Annotated in this window: 18 protein-coding genes and 1 tRNA gene; 9 read left to right on the top strand and 10 right to left on the bottom strand. The window is 67.0% G+C overall.

Annotated features, from left to right (window positions below; genetic code table 11):
* Nucleotides 1–69 precede the first annotated feature (69 nt).
* Together C664_RS14530 and C664_RS14525 are read left to right on the top strand one after the other, a co-directional pair.
* The gene (locus tag C664_RS14530; protein ID WP_004262781.1) at nt 70–378 is read left to right on the top strand and encodes a DUF485 domain-containing protein; all 309 of its coding nucleotides are present in this window, start codon (nt 70–72) and stop codon (nt 376–378) included.
* A complete protein-coding gene (locus tag C664_RS14525; RefSeq protein WP_004262779.1) occupies nt 375–2,093 on the top strand; it encodes a cation acetate symporter in 1,719 nt (572 codons plus the stop codon). The genes C664_RS14530 and C664_RS14525 overlap by 4 nt, the downstream gene beginning before the upstream one ends.
* A gap of 75 nt (nt 2,094–2,168) precedes the next feature.
* Here C664_RS14525 and C664_RS14520 read toward each other — a convergent pair whose 3' ends face one another.
* Together C664_RS14520 and C664_RS14515 are read right to left on the bottom strand one after the other, a co-directional pair.
* The gene (locus C664_RS14520; protein ID WP_004262777.1) at nt 2,169–3,608 is read right to left on the bottom strand and encodes a sensor histidine kinase; all 1,440 of its coding nucleotides are present in this window, start codon (nt 3,606–3,608) and stop codon (nt 2,169–2,171) included.
* On the bottom strand, nt 3,598–4,266 hold the full coding sequence (locus C664_RS14515; RefSeq protein ID WP_004262774.1) for a response regulator transcription factor: 669 nt from the start codon (nt 4,264–4,266) through the stop codon (nt 3,598–3,600). Before C664_RS14515 ends, C664_RS14520 begins: the two co-directional genes overlap by 11 nt.
* 170 nt (nt 4,267–4,436) lie before the next feature.
* Between C664_RS14515 and C664_RS14510 the strand changes: the two genes are divergently transcribed.
* From C664_RS14510 to grxD, 5 genes are all read left to right on the top strand, one after another.
* Nucleotides 4,437–4,512: transfer RNA gene (locus tag C664_RS14510), tRNA-Phe, on the top strand.
* A 159-nt stretch (nt 4,513–4,671) separates the two neighbouring features.
* On the top strand, nt 4,672–5,925 hold the full coding sequence (gene hemA, locus C664_RS14505) for a glutamyl-tRNA reductase (protein ID WP_004262771.1): 1,254 nt from the start codon (nt 4,672–4,674) through the stop codon (nt 5,923–5,925).
* Nucleotides 5,926–5,979: 54 nt separating this feature from the next.
* The gene (prfA, locus tag C664_RS14500) at nt 5,980–7,059 is read left to right on the top strand and encodes a peptide chain release factor 1 (RefSeq protein ID WP_004262764.1); all 1,080 of its coding nucleotides are present in this window, start codon (nt 5,980–5,982) and stop codon (nt 7,057–7,059) included.
* Complete coding sequence (gene prmC / locus C664_RS14495) at nt 7,056–7,919, top strand: peptide chain release factor N(5)-glutamine methyltransferase (RefSeq protein ID WP_004262763.1); 864 nt, start codon at nt 7,056–7,058, stop codon at nt 7,917–7,919. Before prfA ends, prmC begins: the two co-directional genes overlap by 4 nt.
* A 90-nt stretch (nt 7,920–8,009) precedes the next feature.
* Nucleotides 8,010–8,339, top strand: coding sequence for a Grx4 family monothiol glutaredoxin (grxD, locus tag C664_RS14490; protein ID WP_004262761.1), 330 nt, complete (start codon nt 8,010–8,012; stop codon nt 8,337–8,339).
* 64 nt (nt 8,340–8,403) lie between these two features.
* Here grxD and C664_RS14485 read toward each other — a convergent pair whose 3' ends face one another.
* The 7 genes from C664_RS14485 to argH all read right to left on the bottom strand — a co-directional run bounded on the left by C664_RS14485 (nt 8,404) and on the right by argH (nt 15,051).
* Nucleotides 8,404–9,507, bottom strand: a complete 1,104-nt coding sequence (locus tag C664_RS14485; RefSeq protein WP_004262760.1) for a nucleotidyltransferase domain-containing protein — start codon at nt 9,505–9,507, stop codon at nt 8,404–8,406.
* Nucleotides 9,504–10,373: an HprK-related kinase A gene (locus C664_RS14480; protein ID WP_232435112.1), complete on the bottom strand. Its 870-nt coding sequence runs from the start codon at nt 10,371–10,373 to the stop codon at nt 9,504–9,506. Before C664_RS14480 ends, C664_RS14485 begins: the two co-directional genes overlap by 4 nt.
* Nucleotides 10,370–10,651 carry a hypothetical protein gene (locus C664_RS14475; RefSeq protein WP_038011969.1) on the bottom strand — a complete coding sequence of 94 codons (282 nt, stop codon included), beginning with the start codon at nt 10,649–10,651 and terminating at the stop codon, nt 10,370–10,372. The genes C664_RS14480 and C664_RS14475 overlap by 4 nt, the downstream gene beginning before the upstream one ends.
* Before the next feature lie 11 nt (nt 10,652–10,662).
* Complete coding sequence (locus C664_RS14470) at nt 10,663–11,199, bottom strand: hypothetical protein (RefSeq protein ID WP_054963740.1); 537 nt, start codon at nt 11,197–11,199, stop codon at nt 10,663–10,665.
* Nucleotides 11,200–11,417: 218 nt separating this feature from the next.
* Nucleotides 11,418–12,323 (bottom strand): fructosamine kinase family protein, encoded by a 906-nt coding sequence (locus tag C664_RS14465; protein WP_004262754.1) that lies wholly within the window; start codon nt 12,321–12,323, stop codon nt 11,418–11,420.
* On the bottom strand, nt 12,320–13,606 hold the full coding sequence (locus C664_RS14460) for a serine/threonine protein kinase (RefSeq protein WP_004262743.1): 1,287 nt from the start codon (nt 13,604–13,606) through the stop codon (nt 12,320–12,322). The genes C664_RS14465 and C664_RS14460 overlap by 4 nt, the downstream gene beginning before the upstream one ends.
* An 11-nt stretch (nt 13,607–13,617) precedes the next feature.
* Nucleotides 13,618–15,051, bottom strand: coding sequence for an argininosuccinate lyase (gene argH, locus C664_RS14455; protein WP_004262742.1), 1,434 nt, complete (start codon nt 15,049–15,051; stop codon nt 13,618–13,620).
* A gap of 86 nt (nt 15,052–15,137) precedes the next feature.
* On the opposite strand from argH, the gene C664_RS14450 reads away from it, so the two are divergent.
* Together C664_RS14450 and C664_RS14445 are read left to right on the top strand one after the other, a co-directional pair.
* Entirely contained in the window at nt 15,138–16,166 is a 1,029-nt protein-coding gene (locus tag C664_RS14450) for a sensor histidine kinase (protein ID WP_038011966.1), read from the top strand.
* Nucleotides 16,163–16,936 carry a LytR/AlgR family response regulator transcription factor gene (locus tag C664_RS14445; protein ID WP_004262737.1) on the top strand — a complete coding sequence of 258 codons (774 nt, stop codon included), beginning with the start codon at nt 16,163–16,165 and terminating at the stop codon, nt 16,934–16,936. Before C664_RS14450 ends, C664_RS14445 begins: the two co-directional genes overlap by 4 nt.
* On the opposite strand, the gene ppc is transcribed toward C664_RS14445, so the two are convergent.
* Entirely contained in the window at nt 16,937–19,687 is a 2,751-nt protein-coding gene (gene ppc, locus C664_RS14440; protein WP_004262735.1) for a phosphoenolpyruvate carboxylase, read from the bottom strand. It lies immediately after the preceding gene.
* Nucleotides 19,688–19,746 lie beyond the last annotated feature (59 nt).

Raw genomic sequence — 19,746 nt, 5'->3', positions numbered from 1 at the left:
TCTTCGACCCTACCTTGTGCCGGACTGGGCGCCTGCCCGGCCGGTTCACTAAAGGCGAGGAGGGGAAACATGGAAGACGATCTGGTGAAGAAAATCACCGCCAATCCGAAATACCAGAAGCTCGTGGGGGTTCGCACGTCCTACGGCTGGCTGCTGACGATCATCATGCTGGTCGTGTACTACGGCTACATCGCGGTGATCGCGTTCAGCAAGGAGTCGCTGGCCGTCCGGCTCGGCGAGGGAGTGATGACCGTCGGCATTCCTGTCGGCCTGGGCGTCATCGCGTTCACCGTCATCATCACCGGCATCTACGTGCGCCGCGCGAACTCCGAGTTCGATGCGCTGACCGCCGATATCGTCAAGGAGAGCGGCAAATGAACGCTCATCTCGCACGTATCGCCACGGGCCTGGCGCTGGCTGCACTGTCCGCCGTTGCGCTCGCCGCCGGAGGCGACCTCGGCCAGGCCGAGAAGCAGGCGACGAACTGGACCGCGATCATCATGTTCGGGGTGTTCGTCATGGGCACCTTGTACATCACCAAGTGGGCTGCGGCGAAGACCAAGTCGGCGGCGGACTTCTACACGGCCGGCGGCGGCATCACCGGCTTCCAGAACGGGCTCGCGATCGCCGGCGACTACATGTCGGCCGCGTCCTTCCTCGGCATCTCGGCGGCGGTGATGATCAGCGGCTACGACGGCCTGATCTACTCCATCGGCTTCCTGGTCGGCTGGCCGGTGATCACCTTCCTGATGGCGGAGAAGCTGCGCAACCTCGGCAAGTTCACCTTCGCCGACGTCGCCGCCTACCGCTTCAAGCAGACGCCGATCCGCGCCTTCGCGGCCTCGGGTACGCTGGTCGTGGTGGCCTTCTACCTGATCGCGCAGATGGTTGGCGCGGGCCAGCTCATCAAGCTGCTGTTCGGGCTCGAGTACTGGATGGCGGTCGTGATCGTCGGTGCGCTGATGATGGTGTATGTGCTGTTCGGCGGCATGACGGCGACGACCTGGGTGCAGATCATCAAGGCCTGCCTGCTGCTGGGCGGCGCCTCCTTCATGGCCTTCATGGTCCTGCTTGCCTACGGCTTCTCGCCCGAGGCGCTGTTCGCCGACGCGGTGCGCATCAAGACCGAGGGCGCGATCGCCGGAGGCAAGACGGCAGAGGAGGCCGGACTGCTCGGCCAGGCCATCATGGGACCGGGTTCCTTCATCAAGGACCCGATCTCGGCCATCTCCTTCGGCATGGCGCTGATGTTCGGCACCGCGGGCCTGCCGCACGTGCTGATGCGTTTCTTCACCGTGCCGGACGCCAAGGAGGCGCGCAAGTCGGTGTTCTGGGCGACGACCTGGATCGGCTACTTCTACATCCTGACCTTCATCATCGGCTTCGGTGCGATCGTGCTGGTGTCCACCAACCCCAGCTTCCTCGATGCCAAGGGTGGCCTGATGGGCGGTGGCAACATGGCGGCGATCCACCTGGCGAACGCGGTCGGCGGCAACGTCTTCCTCGGCTTCATCTCGGCGGTCGCCTTCGCCACCATTCTGGCGGTGGTTGCCGGCCTGACGCTCTCCGGCGCCTCGGCGGTGTCGCATGACCTGTACGCCACGGTGTTCAAGCAGGGCAAGGCCGACTCGGCGGCCGAGCTGAAGGTGTCGCGCATCACCACGCTGGTGCTGGGCTTCGTTGCCGTCATCCTGGGCATCGCGTTCGAGAAGCAGAACATCGCCTTCATGGTGTCGCTGGCCTTCGCGATCGCCGCTTCGGCCAACTTCCCGGTGCTGTTCATGTCGGTGCTGTGGAAGGATTGCACGACGCGTGGCGCGACCATCGGTGGCTTCATCGGCCTCATCACCGCGGTGGCGCTCACGATCGTGTCGCCGTCGGTGTGGGAGGCCACGCTGGGCAATCCGAAGGGGTCGGCGCTGTTCCCCTACACCTCGCCCGCGCTGTTCTCGATGGCGGCCGGCTTCATCGGCATCTGGCTGTTCTCGATTCTCGACGGCAGCGCGCGTGCCCGTGAGGACCGCGCCGGTTATCTCGCGCAGCGGGTGCGTGCGGAAACCGGCATCGGCGCCGCGGCGGCATCGAGCCACTGAGTCGCGTCCCCGGCCCGTTCCCGAAGCGGGAAGGGCCAAGGGCCTGCGGCCGGACAGGGGGCGGTGAGCGAGGGCTCACCGCCCCCTGTCGTTGGAGGCGGGCAGGCTGACGCGAACGACCGTGCCATGCCCGTGAGCGCCGCCGGCGAGGGTGATGTGGCCGCCGTGGCAGTGCACGATCTCGCGCGCGATCGGTAGCCCGAGCCCGCTGCCACCCACGGTCGTGCCGGTGTGGCGATAGAAACGCTCGAAGACTTGCGCGCGTACGGATTCGGGGATGCCCGGTCCGGTGTCCGCGACCTCGATCTCGATGTGACGACCGTCGGCTGCCTGGCTGCAATGGAGGGTCACGCTGCCGCCGGCTGGCGTGTACTTCAATGCGTTGTCCATCAGGTTGGAGATCAGCTCCTGCAGCAGGGTAGGGTCGCCGACGAGACTCACCGCCTCGCGCTGGATGCCGAGATCGATGCCGCGGCGGTCGGCGACTTCCAGCCAGCCTTCGACCAGATCGTCGATCAGTGGCGCCAGTTCGACCGGCGTGGCGTCCGCGAGCATGCGACCGCCGGACTCGGCGCGCGCCAGCGCCAGCAGCTGGTTCGCCAGCCGGGTGACGCGATCGACCGAACTCCGCAGGCGGGCCCGCGCGGTCTCGTCCAGTGGCCGGGCTTCGAGCAGCTCGAGCTGCATCTGCAATCCGGCCAGCGGCGTGCGCAACTGGTGCGCTGCGTCCTGCAGGAATTCGCGCTGCCGGGCGCTGGCCTTGCGCAGGCGTTCGAACAAGGCATTGAGTGCGCCGACCACTTCGCGGATCTCGTCCGGTACGGCGGCGAGGTCAATCGCGGACAGGTCGGTGCCGGCGCGTCTGCGTAACGAGGCGGCCAGGCGTTGCAGCGGGGCAAGGCCGGAGGGGATGCCGAAGCGCGCGGCGACGGCAGCGGCGAGCGCCAGCAGTACGCTGGCCGAGACGAAGCCCAGCAGCAGCCGATCCATCGCGTCCCGGCGCTTGTGCAGGGTCTCTCCGACCGTGACGTAGATGCCGCCGTCGCCCACGCTTCGGTACAGGCGCACGGCGCGCACCGGTTCGCCCCGATATTCCAGCTCGCGAAACACCGCTGTCCGCGGGGGCTTCGGCGGCTGGGTGTTCGCGCCGGCCGCGGGCTCGGCCTGGTAAGGGATCGGCAAGGTCGAGGCCGGATCAAGGTCGTCCAGGATGGGGAAGTCGGCATCCCCGCCCAGCACGCGGTTCCGTTCGTCGCGCACCCGGAAGAAGATCTCGTCCTGGGTGTCGGTTCGTAGCATGCGTTCGGCTTCGGCCGGGAGGTCCAGCTCGGGCCAATTGCCGATCGGGTGGACATGGCTGGCGACGCCGTGCGCGAGGTTGAGCAGGTTCTGGTCGTACGCGCTGTTGACGACACTCTTGGCCGTGCCGTAGGCCACGGCACCTGCGGCGAGCATCAGCAGCGTGGTCGGGCCGGCAAGCGCCTGCAGCAGGTTGCGGCGAAGGCTAGGCTGCACCGTCGCGTCGATCCTTCAGTCGTTCGAGGCGATAGCCGAAGCCGCGCACCGTGCGGATCAGGAGCCCTGCCGCCTCAAGCCGGGGACGGAGACGCGACACGTACACTTCCAGCGCGTTGCCGCTACCGTCGCCCTGCAGGCGTTCCCGTGCCACCGTGCGCCCGTCGGCGCGCACGAGGGCTTCGAGGATGTCCCATTCGCGCCCAGTCAGCGCCAGGGCCTCGCCGTCGAGCTCCGCCAGTCGTCCTTCGGCGTCCAGCAACAGCGGACCAAAGCTCAGCGGCGGCGCACCCGTGGCGCCCCCTCGTCGCTGCACGGCGCGCATGCGTGCGGTCAGTTCCGCGAGCTGGAAGGGCTTAACGAGATAGTCGTCCGCGCCGAGATCGAGTCCGTAGATCCGGTCGTCGAGTGCGTCGCGCGCGGTGATCAGGATCGCCGGAAGCCGCTGGCCACGACTGCGAATCCGGCGCACGACCTCGTAGCCCCCGAGTCCGGGCAGCCCGACGTCGACCAGCACGAAGTCGAAGCCCTCGTCCTGCAGGCGCCGGTCGGCGGCGAGGCCGTCCACCTCGTGGCAGACTTCGTCCCCCTGGCCGCGCAGGAATTCAGTGATTCCGCCCGCCAGGGTCGGGTCGTCTTCAACCAGCAGTACGCGCATCTTGTCCTCTATCGACCGGGCCCTCGGTCCGTGCGAACGACATCGTAGCGCGCAGCGGGCGGGGCTGTGTGGCCGGCCGCACAGTTTGAGCCGGGGCGGGCGCGGCATGGAAGAAAGTGAAAAATTTATCTTGACGGAGCCTTCGTTCGGGCTATAATGCGGACCTCTTCGGCCAGGTAGCTCAGTTGGTAGAGCAGCGGATTGAAAATCCGCGTGTCGGCGGTTCGATTCCGTCCCTGGCCACCAAGAATTTCGCGAACGGGTCGACCATGTGTCGGCCCGTTTTGCTTTCAGCTGTCCAATCGTCGTTAGAAAGTGGCTGATTCCGCTCAAGTTTTGGGCGGAAACCGCGATGCTATAATCCGCGGCATCGCGTCGCAGTGCGCCGACTTAGCCAGATCTCGAATGCAGCTTTACGCCCTCGGCCTGAATCACCACACGGCACCGCTCGCCATCCGCGAACGCGTTGCGTTCCAGCCTGAGCGGCTGGGTCAGGCCCTGCACGATCTGACGCATGCGGATTCGGTACGCGAAGCTGCGATCCTGTCGACCTGCAACCGCACCGAGTTGTATTTCGCCGCCGAGCAGCCGCAGCATGCGGCCGACTGGCTGGCACGCTTCCATCAGGTTCCGCTCAACGACGTTTCGCCCTACCTGTACGCCTATCCGCAGCGCGATGCCGTGCGGCACGTCTTCAGGGTCGCCAGTGGGCTCGACTCGATGGTGATCGGCGAGCCGCAGATCCTCGGCCAGGTCAAGGATGCCGTGCGTCACGCCGAAGAGGCGGGCACGATGGGCACGCTGCTGCACAAGCTGTTCCAGAACACCTTTGCGGTGGCGAAGGAAGTTCGCTCCACGACCGCGATCGGCGCCAACACCGTGTCGATGGCCGCTGCCGCGGTGCATCTGACCGAGCGCATCTTCGAAAGTGTGGCCGACCAGCATGTGCTGTTCATCGGCGCTGGCGAAATGATCGAGTTGTGTGCCGCGCACTTCGCCGGCGCGCAGCCGAAGTCGATGACGGTGGCCAATCGCACGGCCGAGCGTGCGCTGGTCCTCGCGCAGCGCTTCGGGGCGCAGACCATGCGCATCGATCAGATCGGCGAAATGCTGCCGCGCTTCGATGTGGTCGTCTCCTGTACGGCCGCGCCCCTGCCCATCGTCGGGCTCGGCATGGCCGAACGCGCCGTCAAGGCTCGCCGGCACCGGCCGATGGTGATGGTGGACCTCGCCGTGCCGCGCGACATCGAGCCCGAGATCGCCGCGCTCGACGACGTCTTCCTCTACACGGTCGACGATCTCGCCCAGGTCGTCGAGGCTGGCATGGAGTCCCGCCAGCAGGCGGTGATCGAGGCCGAGCAGATCATCGACACGCGCGTCGACGGTTTCCTGCACTGGATGGCCGGCCGCGTCACGGTGCCCGCGATCCGTGCGCTGCGCGACCACGCCGAAACGCTGCGACAGGCCGAGCTCGAGCGTGCCATGCGCCTGCTTGCCAAGGGCGAGAACCCGCAAAAGGTGCTCGAAGCGCTGTCGCACGGACTCACCAACAAGCTGATGCACGGGCCGACCCGCTACCTCAACCAGGCGGAAGGCGAGCACAAGGCCGAAGTCGGCCAGCTCGTGCACCAGCTCTTCAACCTCCCGCGCCAGGGCTAGCCCCGGCCGACCGCCGTGCCCGCCTGCGGCGCTGCGGCAGCTCACCATTCATCCATGAAACAGAGCATTCGCGACAAACTCGAGCATCTCGCCGCGCGCCTTCAGGAACTCGACCGTACCCTCGCGGCCGAGGAGTCCGCTCGCGACATGAACGCCTTCCGCGACTTGTCGCGCGAGCGCGCCGAGATCGAGCCGGTCGTCCTGCTCTATGCCGCTTACACCCAGGCCGAGGCTGACTGTGCCACGGCGCGCGAACTGCTGGGCGACCCGGAGATGCGTGAGTTGGGCGAGCTCGAACTGGTGGCGGGCGAAGCGCGGATCGCCGAACTGGAGGAGGCGTTGCAGCGTGCCCTCCTGCCGCGTGATCCCAACGACGAGCGCAACCTCTTCCTCGAGATCCGCGCCGGCACGGGCGGCGACGAGGCGGCCCTGTTTGCCGGCGACCTGCTGCGCATGTATACCCGCTACGCCGAGCGCCAGCGCTGGAAGGTGGAGATCGTGTCGGCCAGCGACTCCGATCTCGGTGGTTACAAGGAGGTGATCGCCCGCATCGTCGGTAATGGCGCGTATTCGAAGCTCAAGTTCGAGTCCGGTGGGCACCGGGTGCAGCGCGTGCCGGTGACCGAGACGCAGGGTCGAATCCACACCTCGGCGTGCACCGTGGCCGTGCTGCCCGAGGCTGACGAGGTCGCCGCGGTCGACATCAACCCGGCCGACCTGCGCATCGACACCTTCCGTGCTTCGGGCGCGGGCGGGCAGCACATCAACAAGACCGACTCCGCGGTGCGCATCACCCACATCCCGACTGGCATCGTGGTCGAATGCCAGGACGATCGCTCGCAGCACCGCAACAAGGCGCAGGCCATGTCGGTGCTGGCGGCGCGCCTGTACGACGCGAAGGTGCGGGCGCAGCAGAGCGCGGAGGCCGCGCAGCGCAAGAGTCTGGTCGGCAGCGGCGACCGGTCGGAGCGCATCCGTACCTACAACTTTCCGCAGGGGCGGATCACCGACCATCGCATCAATCTCACCCTGTACAAGCTCGAGGCCGTCATGCAAGGCGAACTCGATGAGCTCGTCGCCGCGCTGACCCTGGAGCATCAGGCCGATTTGCTCGCGGCGCTGGCGGACGAATGATGACGGAACGGACGCCGACGAGCGCGCCCGACAGCGTCGATATCGCCGGTGCGCTGGCCTGGGCGAGGACGCAGATCGATCTGATGGATGCGCGCGTGCTGCTGCGCCACGTGTTGCAGTGTCCGGCTGCGCGGCTGGTGGCCTGGCCGGAGCAGCGCCTGGCGGGCGAGGATTGGGCGGCCTATCGCGAACTGGTTGAACGCCGTCTGGCGGGCGAGCCGGTCGCGTATCTGACCGGAGAGCGCGAGTTCTTCGGCCGCGAATTCATCGTCACGCCGGCGGTGCTGATTCCGCGTCCCGATACCGAACTGCTGGTCGAACTGGCTCTTGCCCATGTTTCCGGCCGCAAGGGGGCGCGCGTGCTGGACATGGGCACTGGCAGCGGTGCGCTGGCGATCACGCTGGCGCTCGAGCTCGATGCGCCGGACGTGACCGCGCTGGACCGGTCGCGTGAGGCACTGTGGGTGGCGATGGCCAACGCCGCGCGACTCGGGGCGAGCGTGTCCTTCGTGCAGAGCGACTGGTTCTCCGCGTTGGGCGAGGAGCGCTTCGATCTGATCGTCGCCAACCCGCCCTACATCGCCGCGGCCGACCCGCACCTGGAGCAGGGCGACGTGCGCTTCGAGCCACCTGGAGCGCTGACGGCAGGGCCGAGCGGTCTCGATGATCTGGAGGAGATCGTCATGCAGGCGCCGTCGCGGCTGGAAGACGACGGCTGGCTGTTCCTCGAGCATGGTTACGACCAGGCGGCTGCGGTGCGCAGCCTGCTGGCCGATACCGGCTTCGCAGCGATCGCCTCGTGGAAGGACATTGCCGGTATCGAGCGTGTCTCGGGCGGGCGCTGGCTCGGCCGCGACTGACCTGCCACCGAGTTGTCGATATTGACGCACTCGTGTTGCGTTACTAGAATTACCCGACTATTAAACTCAACTTTTCAGGCCCCAACCATCATGAGCATCGAAGACGTCATCCGCGACCAGGTCACCAGCAACGACGTGGTCCTCTACATGAAGGGTTCGCCCCAGTTCCCGCAGTGCGGCTTCTCGTCTGCCGCCGTGCAGATCCTGAAAGCCTGTGGCGTGAAGGAAGTGCTGGCCGTCAACGTGCTTGCCGACAACGACATCCGCCAGGGCATCAAGGAGTATTCCAGCTGGCCGACCATCCCCCAGCTCTACATCAAGGGCGAGTTCGTCGGCGGCAGCGACATCATGCGCGAGATGTACGACAGCGGTGAACTGCAGCAGATGCTGAAGGATGCGGGCGTCGTCGACGCCGCCTGAATTTGATCCGCCGGTAGGGCGCAGGCGGTTTCGTGCCGCGTCCGGTATTGATGGAAAACCAGCCTCAGGGCTGGTTTTCTGCATTTTGTGCGGGTGTGTGGGTAAAGCGCTCGCGCAGACGCACTGTCGCCTTCCGGGCGAGGTGTGGCAGCAGCATGGACGGCGGCATGCGTTGCAGGTGGTAGCGTGCCAGCATGGCCAGCCGTGCGACGCGTACGGATGCGGGTGGCGGATGGTCGGGGTCGGGCGGCAACATGACCAGCGGGACCAGCCGGTCCATCAGTCTGCGTGCCAGGGCGGACGGGGCGGGCAGAGCGGTCAGCGCACTCTGCGGCAGGGGGGTCTCCATCCATGCATGAGCGAAGTGCAGGCCGTACCAAAGCGGACGCTGCAGACCCAGTTGTCCGGCACGTCCGACCAGTCGCGTCCAGAAGCCGTGCTGTGTGGCCGCCGCGCGCACGAGTCCGTCGATATCGACCACTTCACGCACCCTGAGGGCGAGGTCGCCGTCCTGGAAACAGTGCACGCAGGCATGCAGCACCTGGTCCTCTGCCGACAGGGTACGGAATGGGGAGTCCGCCAGCGGCACGCTGGCGTCGAACAGCGGCGCCGGGTCGAAATGCAGGCTTCCGGTGACGGGCGTTATCGCGTGATGCAGGTCGACCTCGAGGAAGCGCCCCGGGAAGCGCATGGGCGGGGTCTCGTGGCTCCAGTCCCGGTAATAGCGCTCGTCATACGGATCGAGCTGGGCCGGTACCCACCCCGCCGCCCGCAAGCCTTGCTCCATGGTCCGCAGGTGTTCGCGCGGAACGAGCAGGTCGACATCGGAGACGAAACGTCCGTGCCCGACACGCTGGTTCTGAAGGGCATAGGCGCCGCCTTTCAGGACCAGCACGGGGAACGACCCATCGCATAGCGCCGCGAGCGCGGCGAGTTCTGCCCGCAGCATCTGGTTGTTGAAGGCGCAGACCCGTTCGGCCGAGAGCAGGTGACGCCGGACCGGCGCCGGCACCGTGGGGTTGTCCCGGTTGGCCGCAGCCAGCCTTCCATGCAGCGCAGTCATGCGCGCCAACCGCAGCAGGCGTTCCCAGGTGGCGCTGTCGGTGTCCAGGGGTTCGCTCAGTGCGCGCAGGAGCAACTGAAGCTCGCGGGAGAGGGGTGGCGTCATGCGTGTTCCGCGAACAAGGTGTCGATGTGCGCGATCGCAGTGGACAGGTGGCCGTACTCAAGCTCGAAGGCGCGTGTCGTGCGGGCAAGGCGCACCACGGCATCGAAACCGACCGCGCCGAGCGTGCGGTAGTTGAAGCTGTTCAATCCCAGCCGCATGGCGGTATTGGCGGCGTCCAGCGGCGTACATTTCAGCGTGCCACCGTCGCGGTATCGCGGAAAGATGACCAGCCGCGGGCGAGCGTGGCGGTGGCGCTCGACAATGCTGTCGCGCAGTGGAACAAAGTGGGCCACATCGCCTTTTCGCGTTCCGGGAAAGACGGGTCCAAGCCTGGCCTGCGGGTGCGCGCCGATGATGGCGATGGAGCGGTTCTTGAGCGCGGCGGGTTTGAGCAGCGGCAGCAGATTGCCACTGTCCGGGTCCAGCACACCGAACTCGTCCGACATAAAACGCCAGCCGGCGAGATGCAGCGCGCAGGTCAGCGTGCTTTTCCCTGAGCCGGGTGCTGCGGGCAGGATCAGGGCGCGGTCGTCCCGCGCGACCACCCCTGCGTGCAGCAGCAGATAGGCGTTGAGACGTTGCGCCAGCAGCCAGTTGCTTCCCCACTCGAAAAGCGGCAGCGCGCTACGCATCGGGTAGGGTTCAAAAGGGCACGTCGCCTCGGACCACAGCGAAACCCGGCCTTTCCAGAACCGCATTCCCTTGCTCGGGAGCAGGCTCACGCGGACATCGGCAAAGCTGAGCGGATCTCCGTCGCCGTGATGTTGATAGACCAAGTCGAGGTGGGCGTTGAAGTCGTTCAGCGGGGAGTTGACTGCAACGCGGGCTGCACCGAGGTCGATCAACCGATAGGCGGACGGGGTCACTCGGGCTGGCCTTTGGTCGTGGAGCGACCCGGCAGGGTGGCCAAGGCATGAGCCAGTCGTTCCAAGCCCGGTGGCCAGCCGCCTGCTGCTTCGACATCCTGAAGGAAAGCCTCGAAGTGGTCTGATTCGATTGCGCGTGCAGCTTCACGCAGCACCTCGACGGCGCCGTCGCTGAGAAGGTGCGTGTCCCACCACTGCGGGTCCAGAAAAACAAACTGCCCGTCGAGCAACGGGCAGTGAGCGTTCATCCAGTCACGGGGGCTGTCTGGAAACGGCATCAGGTATCGGGTCAGCCACCGAAGGTGAAGTTGCCGGCGGCGCCCGGATTGACCGAAGCGAGGCAGGACTGAGCAGCAGGCGTGGCGCCGGGTTCAGCGAGTTGTTCGCTTGGGTAGGTCGAGACTAAAGCGCCGCTATCGTCAAAATAAGCGAGCACCCAGGCGTCCTTTGGATAGCCATTTTGATTCTTTGCGAGGCTTGCGCCGACCACCTCGACATCGGGCGCAGACGTCTTGTAGATCTTCCCGCCAGCCTCGAATGCGTCGAAAGCTGGGCCCTTCTTTAATAAATCATAGCGCCTGACGTCAACCCGTAGCCAACCCCAGTTCGTCTTAGCTTGAGTGGGTTTCGGCTCAATCATGGTGAACTGCGCCGTGCCTGCGGGGGGACCGCCGGACGCCAGATCCCTCACCTTGGCGACGCATGAAATCGACGCTGCGGCTGCGTTGCCACCATAGCCGAGCGTGACCACCGTCGATGCACCGAGCACACTCTTGAGCAAGCGCCGTCGTGTTTCGGACGAGTTGTTTTGCGGTGTCTTGCTCATGATTCTTTAACCTTGAGATCGTTGGCGCCAATCGAATTATAGCCATTTAGGCGCGGACGGAATTCGTATGCTTGTACAGCCGTAGCAAATTTCACGCCGGAGTGAAAGTCGCGAGTTAAACAATTGCCTCTTAAGGGGTTTTTCTGCGGCAGATTGTTCCTTTGGCATGCGACTGTAAGATTATCCGACAGTCCTTTTGCTGCTTTGCCGTCACGGCCTCAAGCCGGTCGCCGCCCCAATTCCTCATTCAGTCGTGTCGCCAACCGCGTCGCCTCCCGCAGACAGCCTCGCCCGAACAGGTTCATGTGATTAAGTATGTGATACAGGCTGTATAGCAGTTTTCTCTTTTCGTAATCGTCCTGCATCGGCCACGCCTTGCGGTACTCGGCGTAGAAGCTGCCCGGGAAGCCGCCGAAAAGCTCGCTCATCGCCAGATCGGATTCGCGGTCGCCGTAATGAACCGCAGGGTCGAAGATCGCGGGTGTGCCATCCTCGAGGACGGCTGCGTTCCCGTGCCACAGGTCGCCATGCAGCAGGCTCTCGGTCGGGCGATAGTCGAGGAAGAGGGCGGGTACGCGCTCGAACAGGCGCTCGCCCTGTTTCTGGAGCTCGCCGCTGAAGCCATGCTGACGGGCGAGCGCGAACTGGGGGCGAAGTCGGTGTTCGACGAAGAACCGCGCCCAGTTGTCCGCCGGCGTGTTGCGCTGCGGCGTGCTGCCGATGAAGTTGTCGCGGCGCCAGCCAAAGTGCGCGCCGCGCGTGCGGTGCAACCGGACGAGGGCGTCGGCGAAGCGTCCGCCCTCGTCGGCCGAGTGAAGAGGCCGGAGCGTAAGGTGCTCCAGCACGAGGAAGGCGTGTGCGTCGTCAGCGCCACAGGCGATCGGGGTTGGCGTGCGGAAGCCGTCCGCTGCGGCGAGCGCGAGCAGCCCGTCGACTTCGGCTTCGAACATCGGCAGTCGTGCGGCATTGCCCAGCTTGACGAAGAAGCGTTCGCAGTGACCCGTGACGACGACGGCTTCGTGGATGCATCCGCCGCTGACGGGGGCGATGTCGCGGATGCTGAACTGGTTCCCGACGCGCTGACGAATGGCGTGCTCGATGAGCGGAAGCGCAGGGTGGCTCATAGGTTGCTGATGCGGGCAGTGGCGAGTGACAGGCGGGTCGCCAGGACTTCGAGGAAGGCCTTGTAGAGGCGCATGCGGCAGGTGTCGCTGGCGCGGCGTAGTGCGTGGGCGCGAATCGTGATGAGGCTGACTTCGGTGGCGGCCTCCACTGATGCGGACCGCACGCCCCCAGCCGCGGAGAAGACGGCGACTTCGCCAAAGCACTCGCCTGCCGTCAGGATGTTGAGCAGGTGGCCGCGGCGCTTGACGTGGGCCTCGCCCTCGAGGATGAAGCTGAAGGAGTCGCCGCCTTCGTCCTCGCGCATGATCAGGGTGCCGGGCTGGACGCGGCCGAACTGGCTCAGGCCGATGACCTCCCACAGTTCGGCATCGGCGAACTCACGGAAGAAGTGCATCGTGCGCAGGGCTTCGAACTTCTCGGTGTCCGGTATCGAACCGCGCGTGATCTCGACGCTGTGGTTGCGGAAGGCGAGGGCGAGGTCGTGCGAGAACTCGGCCCAGCTCTGGTAGCGGTGTTCGACGTCGCGTTCGGTGGCACGTCGCACGATGGTGTCGAGGGCCTCGGGCACTTCCGGGCGCAGCTCGGAGGGCTTGGGCGGGGTGTCGTTGGCGATGCGGTAGAGCAGGGTGTAGTTGTTGTCGCTCTCGAACGGCAGGCGCCCGGTCAGCAGCTCGAACATGACCACGCCGAGCGAGTAGATGTCGGTGCGATGGTCGAGCGGCACTTCACGCACCTGCTGCGGCGACATGTAGGCCGGCGAACCGACGCCGGCGATCTGCGTGGTTTCCTGGGCGGTGTGCAGGGCGGCGCCGAAGTCGGAGACGCGGATGTCGCTACCTTCGGGGGTCATCAGCAGGATGTTGGCCGGCTTGATGTCGCGATGCGTGATGCCCTGGTGAAAGGCGTAGTCCAGTGCCCGGCTGGCCTTGAAGATGATCTCGATCACGCGTTCGAAGGCCGCGAGCGAGCTTGGGCGTGTCAGTCGTTCGAGCGTGCCACCCGGGACGTAGTCCATGACCACGTAGGCGTTGTGATCGTCCACCACTGCGTCGTGGGTCTGCACGATATGCGGATGGTGCAGCCGCCCGGAGAAGGCGGCTTCGTTCAGGAACAGCTGACGATGCAGCCGGCCGCGCTCCCGGTCACGCAGGATCTCGGGGCGCAGCTGCTTGATGGCCACTTCGCGCAGGTTGAAGGGGTCCCAGGCCAGATAGACGACACTGGTGGCCCCTGCGCCGAGCTGGCGGCGAACCTCGTACTTGCCGATCCGTTCCGCCGCCATGGCGGGGCCCGTCAGGCGATCTGCTGGCGCGCACGCACGATCGCGGCGCGCACCTGTTCGGGTGCGGTGCCGCCGATGTGGCGGCGCGAGGCGAGCGAGCCCTCGACCGTCAGCACGGCGAAGATGTCGTCGCCGAGCCGCTCCGCTGCGCCCGGCACATGCGCCATCGCGATGCGAAGTTCGTCCAGGGAGAACTGCGGCAGGTCGCAGCCCTTGACGTCTGCCGCCCGCACCGCCAGCGCGACTGCCTCGTGCGCGTCGCGGAAGGGCAGGCCCTTCTTGACCAGGTAGTCGGCGAGATCGGTGGCGGTGGCGTAGCCCTGCGTCAGCGCACCGCGCATCGCATCGGCCTTGACCCGGATGCCGGTCACCATGTCGGCGTAGATGCGCAGCGTGTCGATGACGGTGTCCGCGGTGTCGAACAGCGGTTCCTTGTCTTCCTGGTTGTCCTTGTTGTAGGCCAGCGGCTGGCCCTTCATCAGGGTCAGCAGGGCGATCAGACTGCCATTGACGCGACCGGTCTTGCCGCGCACCAGCTCGGGCACGTCCGGGTTCTTCTTCTGCGGCATGATCGAACTGCCGGTGCAGAAGCGGTCGGCGAGGTCGATGAAGCCCACGCGCGGGCTCATCCACAGGATCAGCTCTTCCGACAGGCGCGACAGGTGGGTCATCAGCAGCGCGCTGGCGGCGCAGAACTCGATGGCGAAGTCGCGGTCGCTGACGGCATCGAGCGAGTTGTAGCAGACCTCGTCGAAGCCCAGCTCCGCCGCCACGAACTCGCGGTCGATCGGATAGCTGGTGCCGGCCAGCGCGGCCGAGCCCAGCGGCAGACGGTTGACGCGGCGGCGGCAATCCGCGAAGCGTTCGGCGTCGCGCCGGCTCATTTCGTAGTAGGCCATCAGGTGGTGGCCGAAGGTGACCGGCTGGGCGACCTGCAGGTGGGTGAAGCCGGGCATCGGGGTGTCGGCGTTGGCCTCGGCGACGTCCAGCAGGTTGTGCTGGAACGCGCGGATCAGCTCGAGGATCTGGTCGATCGCGTCGCGCAGCCACAGGCGGATGTCGGTCGCCACCTGGTCGTTGCGGCTGCGGCCGGTGTGCAGGCGCTTGCCCGCGTCACCCACCAGCGCGGTGAGGCGCTTCTCAATGTTGAGATGGACGTCCTCGTCGTCGAGGTTCCAGCTGAATTCGCCGCGCTCGATCTCGCCCAGGATCTGGGCCATGCCGCGCTCGATGTCGGCAAGGTCGGCTGCGCCGATGATGCCTTGGCGCGCGAGCATCTTTGCGTGCGCGAGCGAACCGCGGATGTCCTGGCGCGCCATGCGCTGGTCGAAGAAGACCGAGGCGGTGTAGCGCTTGACGAGGTCGGAAACGGGTTCGGTGAAACGGCCGGACCAGGCCTTGGCGGGTTCGTTGCCGCCAGCGGCCGGCGTCGTGGTGTCTGTCATAATGCGTGTCGGAAGAAGATGTCGGCTGGCCGGGTCCGGCTGGCCTGGCATGAGGGGCTCCGCCGCCGTCGCGGCAGGAAGAAACGATGAAAAGTATAAAGCAAAAGACCATGCCGCTCGGCGCTGGTGCCATGCCCGACTTTCGCAACCTCGGTGTGATTCTGCGGCTGTTGCTGGCCGTGAATCTGTTCGCTCTCGTCACCGTGCTGATCCGGGTGGACGAAGGCCCGCGCTTTGCAGCCGAGCTGACGCTGATGGCCGGCCGCGTCGAGTTCCCCCTGCTGCTCGCGGTGCTGATGCTCTATCTCGTATCGCCGCGCCTCGCGTCCCTGCCGCCGCGTGCGGCGACCGGGGTGCTGGTGGGCGTCGTGGTCCTGGCCGTGGTGCTGAGTTACCCGTTGCTGGGCGGGGGCGACAGCCTGTTCCGCCACCTCGTCTGGGCGCTGGCGGCGACGGCCTTGTGCCTGATGTATTTCGAGTATCGCAGCCGGCGGTTTTCACCGGCGCTGGCCGAGGCGCGATTGCAGGCGCTGACGGCGCGCATCCGGCCGCATTTCCTGTTCAACAGCCTGAATGGCGTGCTGGGCGTGATCCGTTCCGATCCGCGCCGCGCCGAACGCGCACTGGAGGAACTGGCGGACCTGTTCCGCGCGCTGATGCAGGAGAATCGTGAGCTGGTGCCGCTGGGTGACGAGCTTGTATTGTGCGAGCGCTACATCGACCTCGAGCGCCTCAGGCTGGGTGACCGCCTGAGCGTGCGCTGGGAGATGCCGCTTGCCGGGTCGGTCGAACACGCCGCCCTGTTGCAGGCGCGAGTGCCGGCGCTGTTGCTGCAACCCCTGCTCGAGAACGCCGTGTATCACGGCATCGAACCCTCGACCGGTCCGGGCGAAGTCGTGGTTCGTGTCGCCCGGCAGGGCGACAGCCTGCGCGTCGAGGTGGACAACCCGGTCTGCGATGCCGGACGCCATCACAGCGGCAACCGCATGGCGCTCGACAACATCCGCGAACGCCTGACACTGTTCTTCGACCTCGAGGCGGGACTCGACATCGACTGCGCCGATGGGCGCTATCGCGTGCGCATCCGCCTGCCTTTCCGGAGTGCCAAGGGATGACGATCTCACCCCCGAATGATGTCCTGCGCGTGCTCATCGTCGACGACGAGGGGCCTGCGCGCAGCCGGCTGCGCGACCTGCTGAGCGATATCGCCGACGCCCAGCCGACGATGGTCGTCGGCCTGGCTGCCAATGGGGTCGAGGCCTTGCGCCTGCTCGAACTGCAGCCGGCAGACGTGGTGCTGGCCGACATCCGCATGCCGGGCATGGACGGTGTCGAACTCGCGCGTCATCTGCCGCGCCTGTCGTCACCCCCCGCAGTGATCTTCGTGACGGCTTACGACCAGTATGCCGTCGAGGCCTTCGAGCTGGCGGCGGTGGATTACCTGCTGAAGCCGGTGCGCGCGGAGCGGCTCGCTGCGGCGCTGGAGAAGCTGCGCGCGCGTCGGCCCGCGCCAGCGCCTGATCTCGCCGCGCTGGCGCCAGGCGAGCGCCGGCACTTCAGTGTCAGCGAGCGCGGACGCATCCTGCTGCTGCCGGTGGCCGATGTTCTCTACCTGAGGGCCGAGCTGAAGTACGTGACCGCGCGTACGGCCGAGCGCGACTACCTGCTCGACGAGTCGCTGGTGCAACTGGAGCAGGAGTTCCCGCAGCGCCTGCTGCGCGTGCATCGCAACTGCCTGGTGGCGCGCGACGCGGTGCAGGGGGTCGTGCGTGTCGGTGAAGGCGACAGCGAGGGCCGCTGGGAGGTGCTGCTGAGGAGCGTGGACGAGCGCCTGCCGGTCAGCCGCCGGCAATGGCCGGTGGTGAGGCAGGCGCTCGGCCTCTGATCAGCCGCTGTTGCGCAATCCCGCGGCTATGCCGTTGATCGAGATGTGGATGCCGTTGCGGATCCGCGGGTCGTCGCCGTGCTCGCGGTGACGGCGCAGCAGCTCGACCTGCACGTGGTTGAGCGGATCGAGGTAGGGGAAGCGGTTGCGGATCGAGCGCTTGAGCAGCGGGTTGGCCTCGAGCAGTTCGCGCTGGCCGGTGATCTGCAGCAGCGCCTCGACCGTGGCCTGGTGTTCGGCGCGGATGCGCCCGAAGATCGCCTCGCGCAGCGCCACGTCCTTGACCAGGTCGGCGTAGCGGCTGGCGATCGCGAGGTCGCTCTTGGCGAGCACCATGTCCATGTTCGACAGCAGCGTGGCGAAGAAGGACCACTCGCGGTGCATGCGCTGCAGCAGCGCCAGGCCGTCCTGCGGATGCCGGGCGAGGAAGGCCTGCACTGCGCTGCCAAAGCCGTACCAGCCCGGCAGCATCACCCGGCACTGCGACCAGCTGAAGACCCAGGGGATCGCGCGCAGGTCCTCGATCGCGGTGCTCTTCTTGCGCGAGGCGGGGCGGCTGCCGATGTTGAGCGCGGCGATCTCGCTGATCACCGTGGATTCCCAGAAGTAGCGCTCGAAGCCCTCGGTGTCGTACACCAGGCCGCGGTAGGCGGTGAAGGCCGCGTCCGACAGCGTCTGCATCGCGTCCATGAACGCGGGCGGCGTGGGCTCGGCCCCGGCCGGGCGCAGGCTGGTCTCGAGCGTGGCCGCGACCAGCACCTCCAGGTTGCGCCGGCCCACTTCCGGGTTGCCGTACTTGGCGCCGATCACTTCGCCCTGTTCGGTGAGGCGGATCTGGCCCTGCACCGCCCCGTCGGGCTGGGCGAGGATGGCCTGGTAGCTCGGCCCGCCGCCGCGGCCCACCGAGCCGCCGCGACCGTGAAAGAGCCGCAGGCGCACGCCGTGGCGCGCGAAGGTCGCCACCAGCTCGCCCTCGGCCTTGTACAGCGCCCAGCCCGAGGTCAGGAAGCCGCCGTCCTTGTTGCTGTCCGAGTAGCCCAGCATCACCTCCTGGGTCTGGTCGCGGGCGGCCAGCAGGTTCCGGTAGATGGGCAGCGAGAACAGGCGCTCCATGACCCCGGCGGCGTTCTCCAGGTCGCCGATGGTCTCGAACAGCGGCACGATGTCGACGTCGAGCGCGTTCTCCAGCGGGCGCAGCAGGCCGGCTTCCTTCAGCAGCACCGCCAGCTCGAGCAGGTCGGAGACGTCGTCGGTCTTGGAGATGATGCAGTGGCGGATGGCGGCGCGGCCGTAGCGCTGGTGTGCGCGGCGCGCCGTGCGGAAGATCGCCAGCTCACCTTCGGTCTCGTCCGAGTAGCGCACGTGGGGTGAGGCGAGCGGGCGTGCGGTGGCCAGTTCCTCGAGCAGCAGCGCGCAGCGGCCGGTTTCGTCCTGGGCGCGGTAGTCGGTGCCGGGGCGGGCGGTCTCGAGCAGTTCGGCGACCACCCGCTCATGCACGTCCGAGTTCTGGCGCAGGTCGATCGGTGCCAGATGAAAGCCGAACACCTTCACCGCGCGACGCAGCTGGCGCAGCCGCCCGCGGCTGAGCGCGGCAGAACCGTTGGCCACCAGCGAGCGGTGCAGGGTGTCGAGATCCTCGGACAGCGCGGCCGCATCGGCATAGGGTTCGGCGCGGGCGACGGCGTGGCGTGCGGGCTCGTGGCCGAGCAGTTCGCGGTAGGTGGCGGCCAGCCGGGCGTAGAGGCCGGACACCGCGCGGCGGTAGGGCTCGTCGCTGCGGTGCGGGGAGTGGTCGCCCGAGCGCTCGGCCAGCGTCAGCAGCGCGTCCGAGGCGCTCACGAAGCCGTGGCTCATCGACAGCTGCGAGCCCAGCGTGTGCAACTCGTTGAGGTAGTACTCGAGCGCCACTGCGGCGTGCATCGCCAGCGCCTTGTCGAGCACCTCGGCGGTGACGAAGGGGTTGCCGTCGCGGTCGCCGCCGATCCAGCTGCCGACCTGCAGGAAGTTGGCCAGCTCGGTGCCGGTCAGGCCCGGCGCGGCGGTGGCGAGACGGTCCTCCAGACTGGCGTAGAGGCGGGGCAGCTCGCGCAGGAAGGTGGTGTCGAAGTAGGACAGGCCGTTGTTGACCTCGTCGATCACCGACAGCTTGGCCGTGCGCAGGATGCGTGTCTGCCACAGCGTGAGCACCGCGCGGCGCAGCGCCTCGAGGTTGGCCTCGGATTCCTCCGGGGTGAGCTGCATGCGGTCGCGCTCGTCGAGCAGGCGGGCGATCACCGTCTCGCAGTTGAGGATGCTCTTGCGCTGCACCTCGGTGGGGTGGGCGGTGAGCACCGGCGAGACGCGGGCGGTGTCGAAGAACTCGACCAGCCCGGCGGCGTCGGTCGTGCCGCTGGCGAGCGCCGCCTCGAGCGCATGGGCGAGGCTGCCTTCGCGCGGGGCGGAGCCTGCGATCAGGTGCGCGCGCGAGCGGCGGATGTGGTGCTGGTCCTCGGCGATGTTGGCCAGGTGCGAGAAGTAGCTGAAGGCGCGCACGACCTGGATGGTCTGGTCGCGCGACAGCGCATCGAGCATGTCCTCGAGCTCGCGCCGCGCGGCGATGTCGTCGTCGCGGCGAAAGCGCACGGAGTTCTGGCGGATGCGCTCGATCAGCTCGAAGGCGGCGGCGCCCTGCTGGTCGCGCACGGTGTCGCCGAGCAGGCGCCCGAGCAGGCGGATGTCTTCGCGCAGCGGCGCGTCTTTGTCCTGGGTCATCTCGAATGGGGCAGTGAGGTTGGTGGGCCGCAGGCGCCCATCGGGGACCTGGCGGAATA

Source organism: Thauera sp. 63, assembly GCF_000310165.2.
GTDB classification, from domain to species: Bacteria; Pseudomonadota; Gammaproteobacteria; order Burkholderiales; family Rhodocyclaceae; genus Thauera; species Thauera humireducens.
This window is presented reverse-complemented; position numbering and strand designations above follow the sequence as displayed.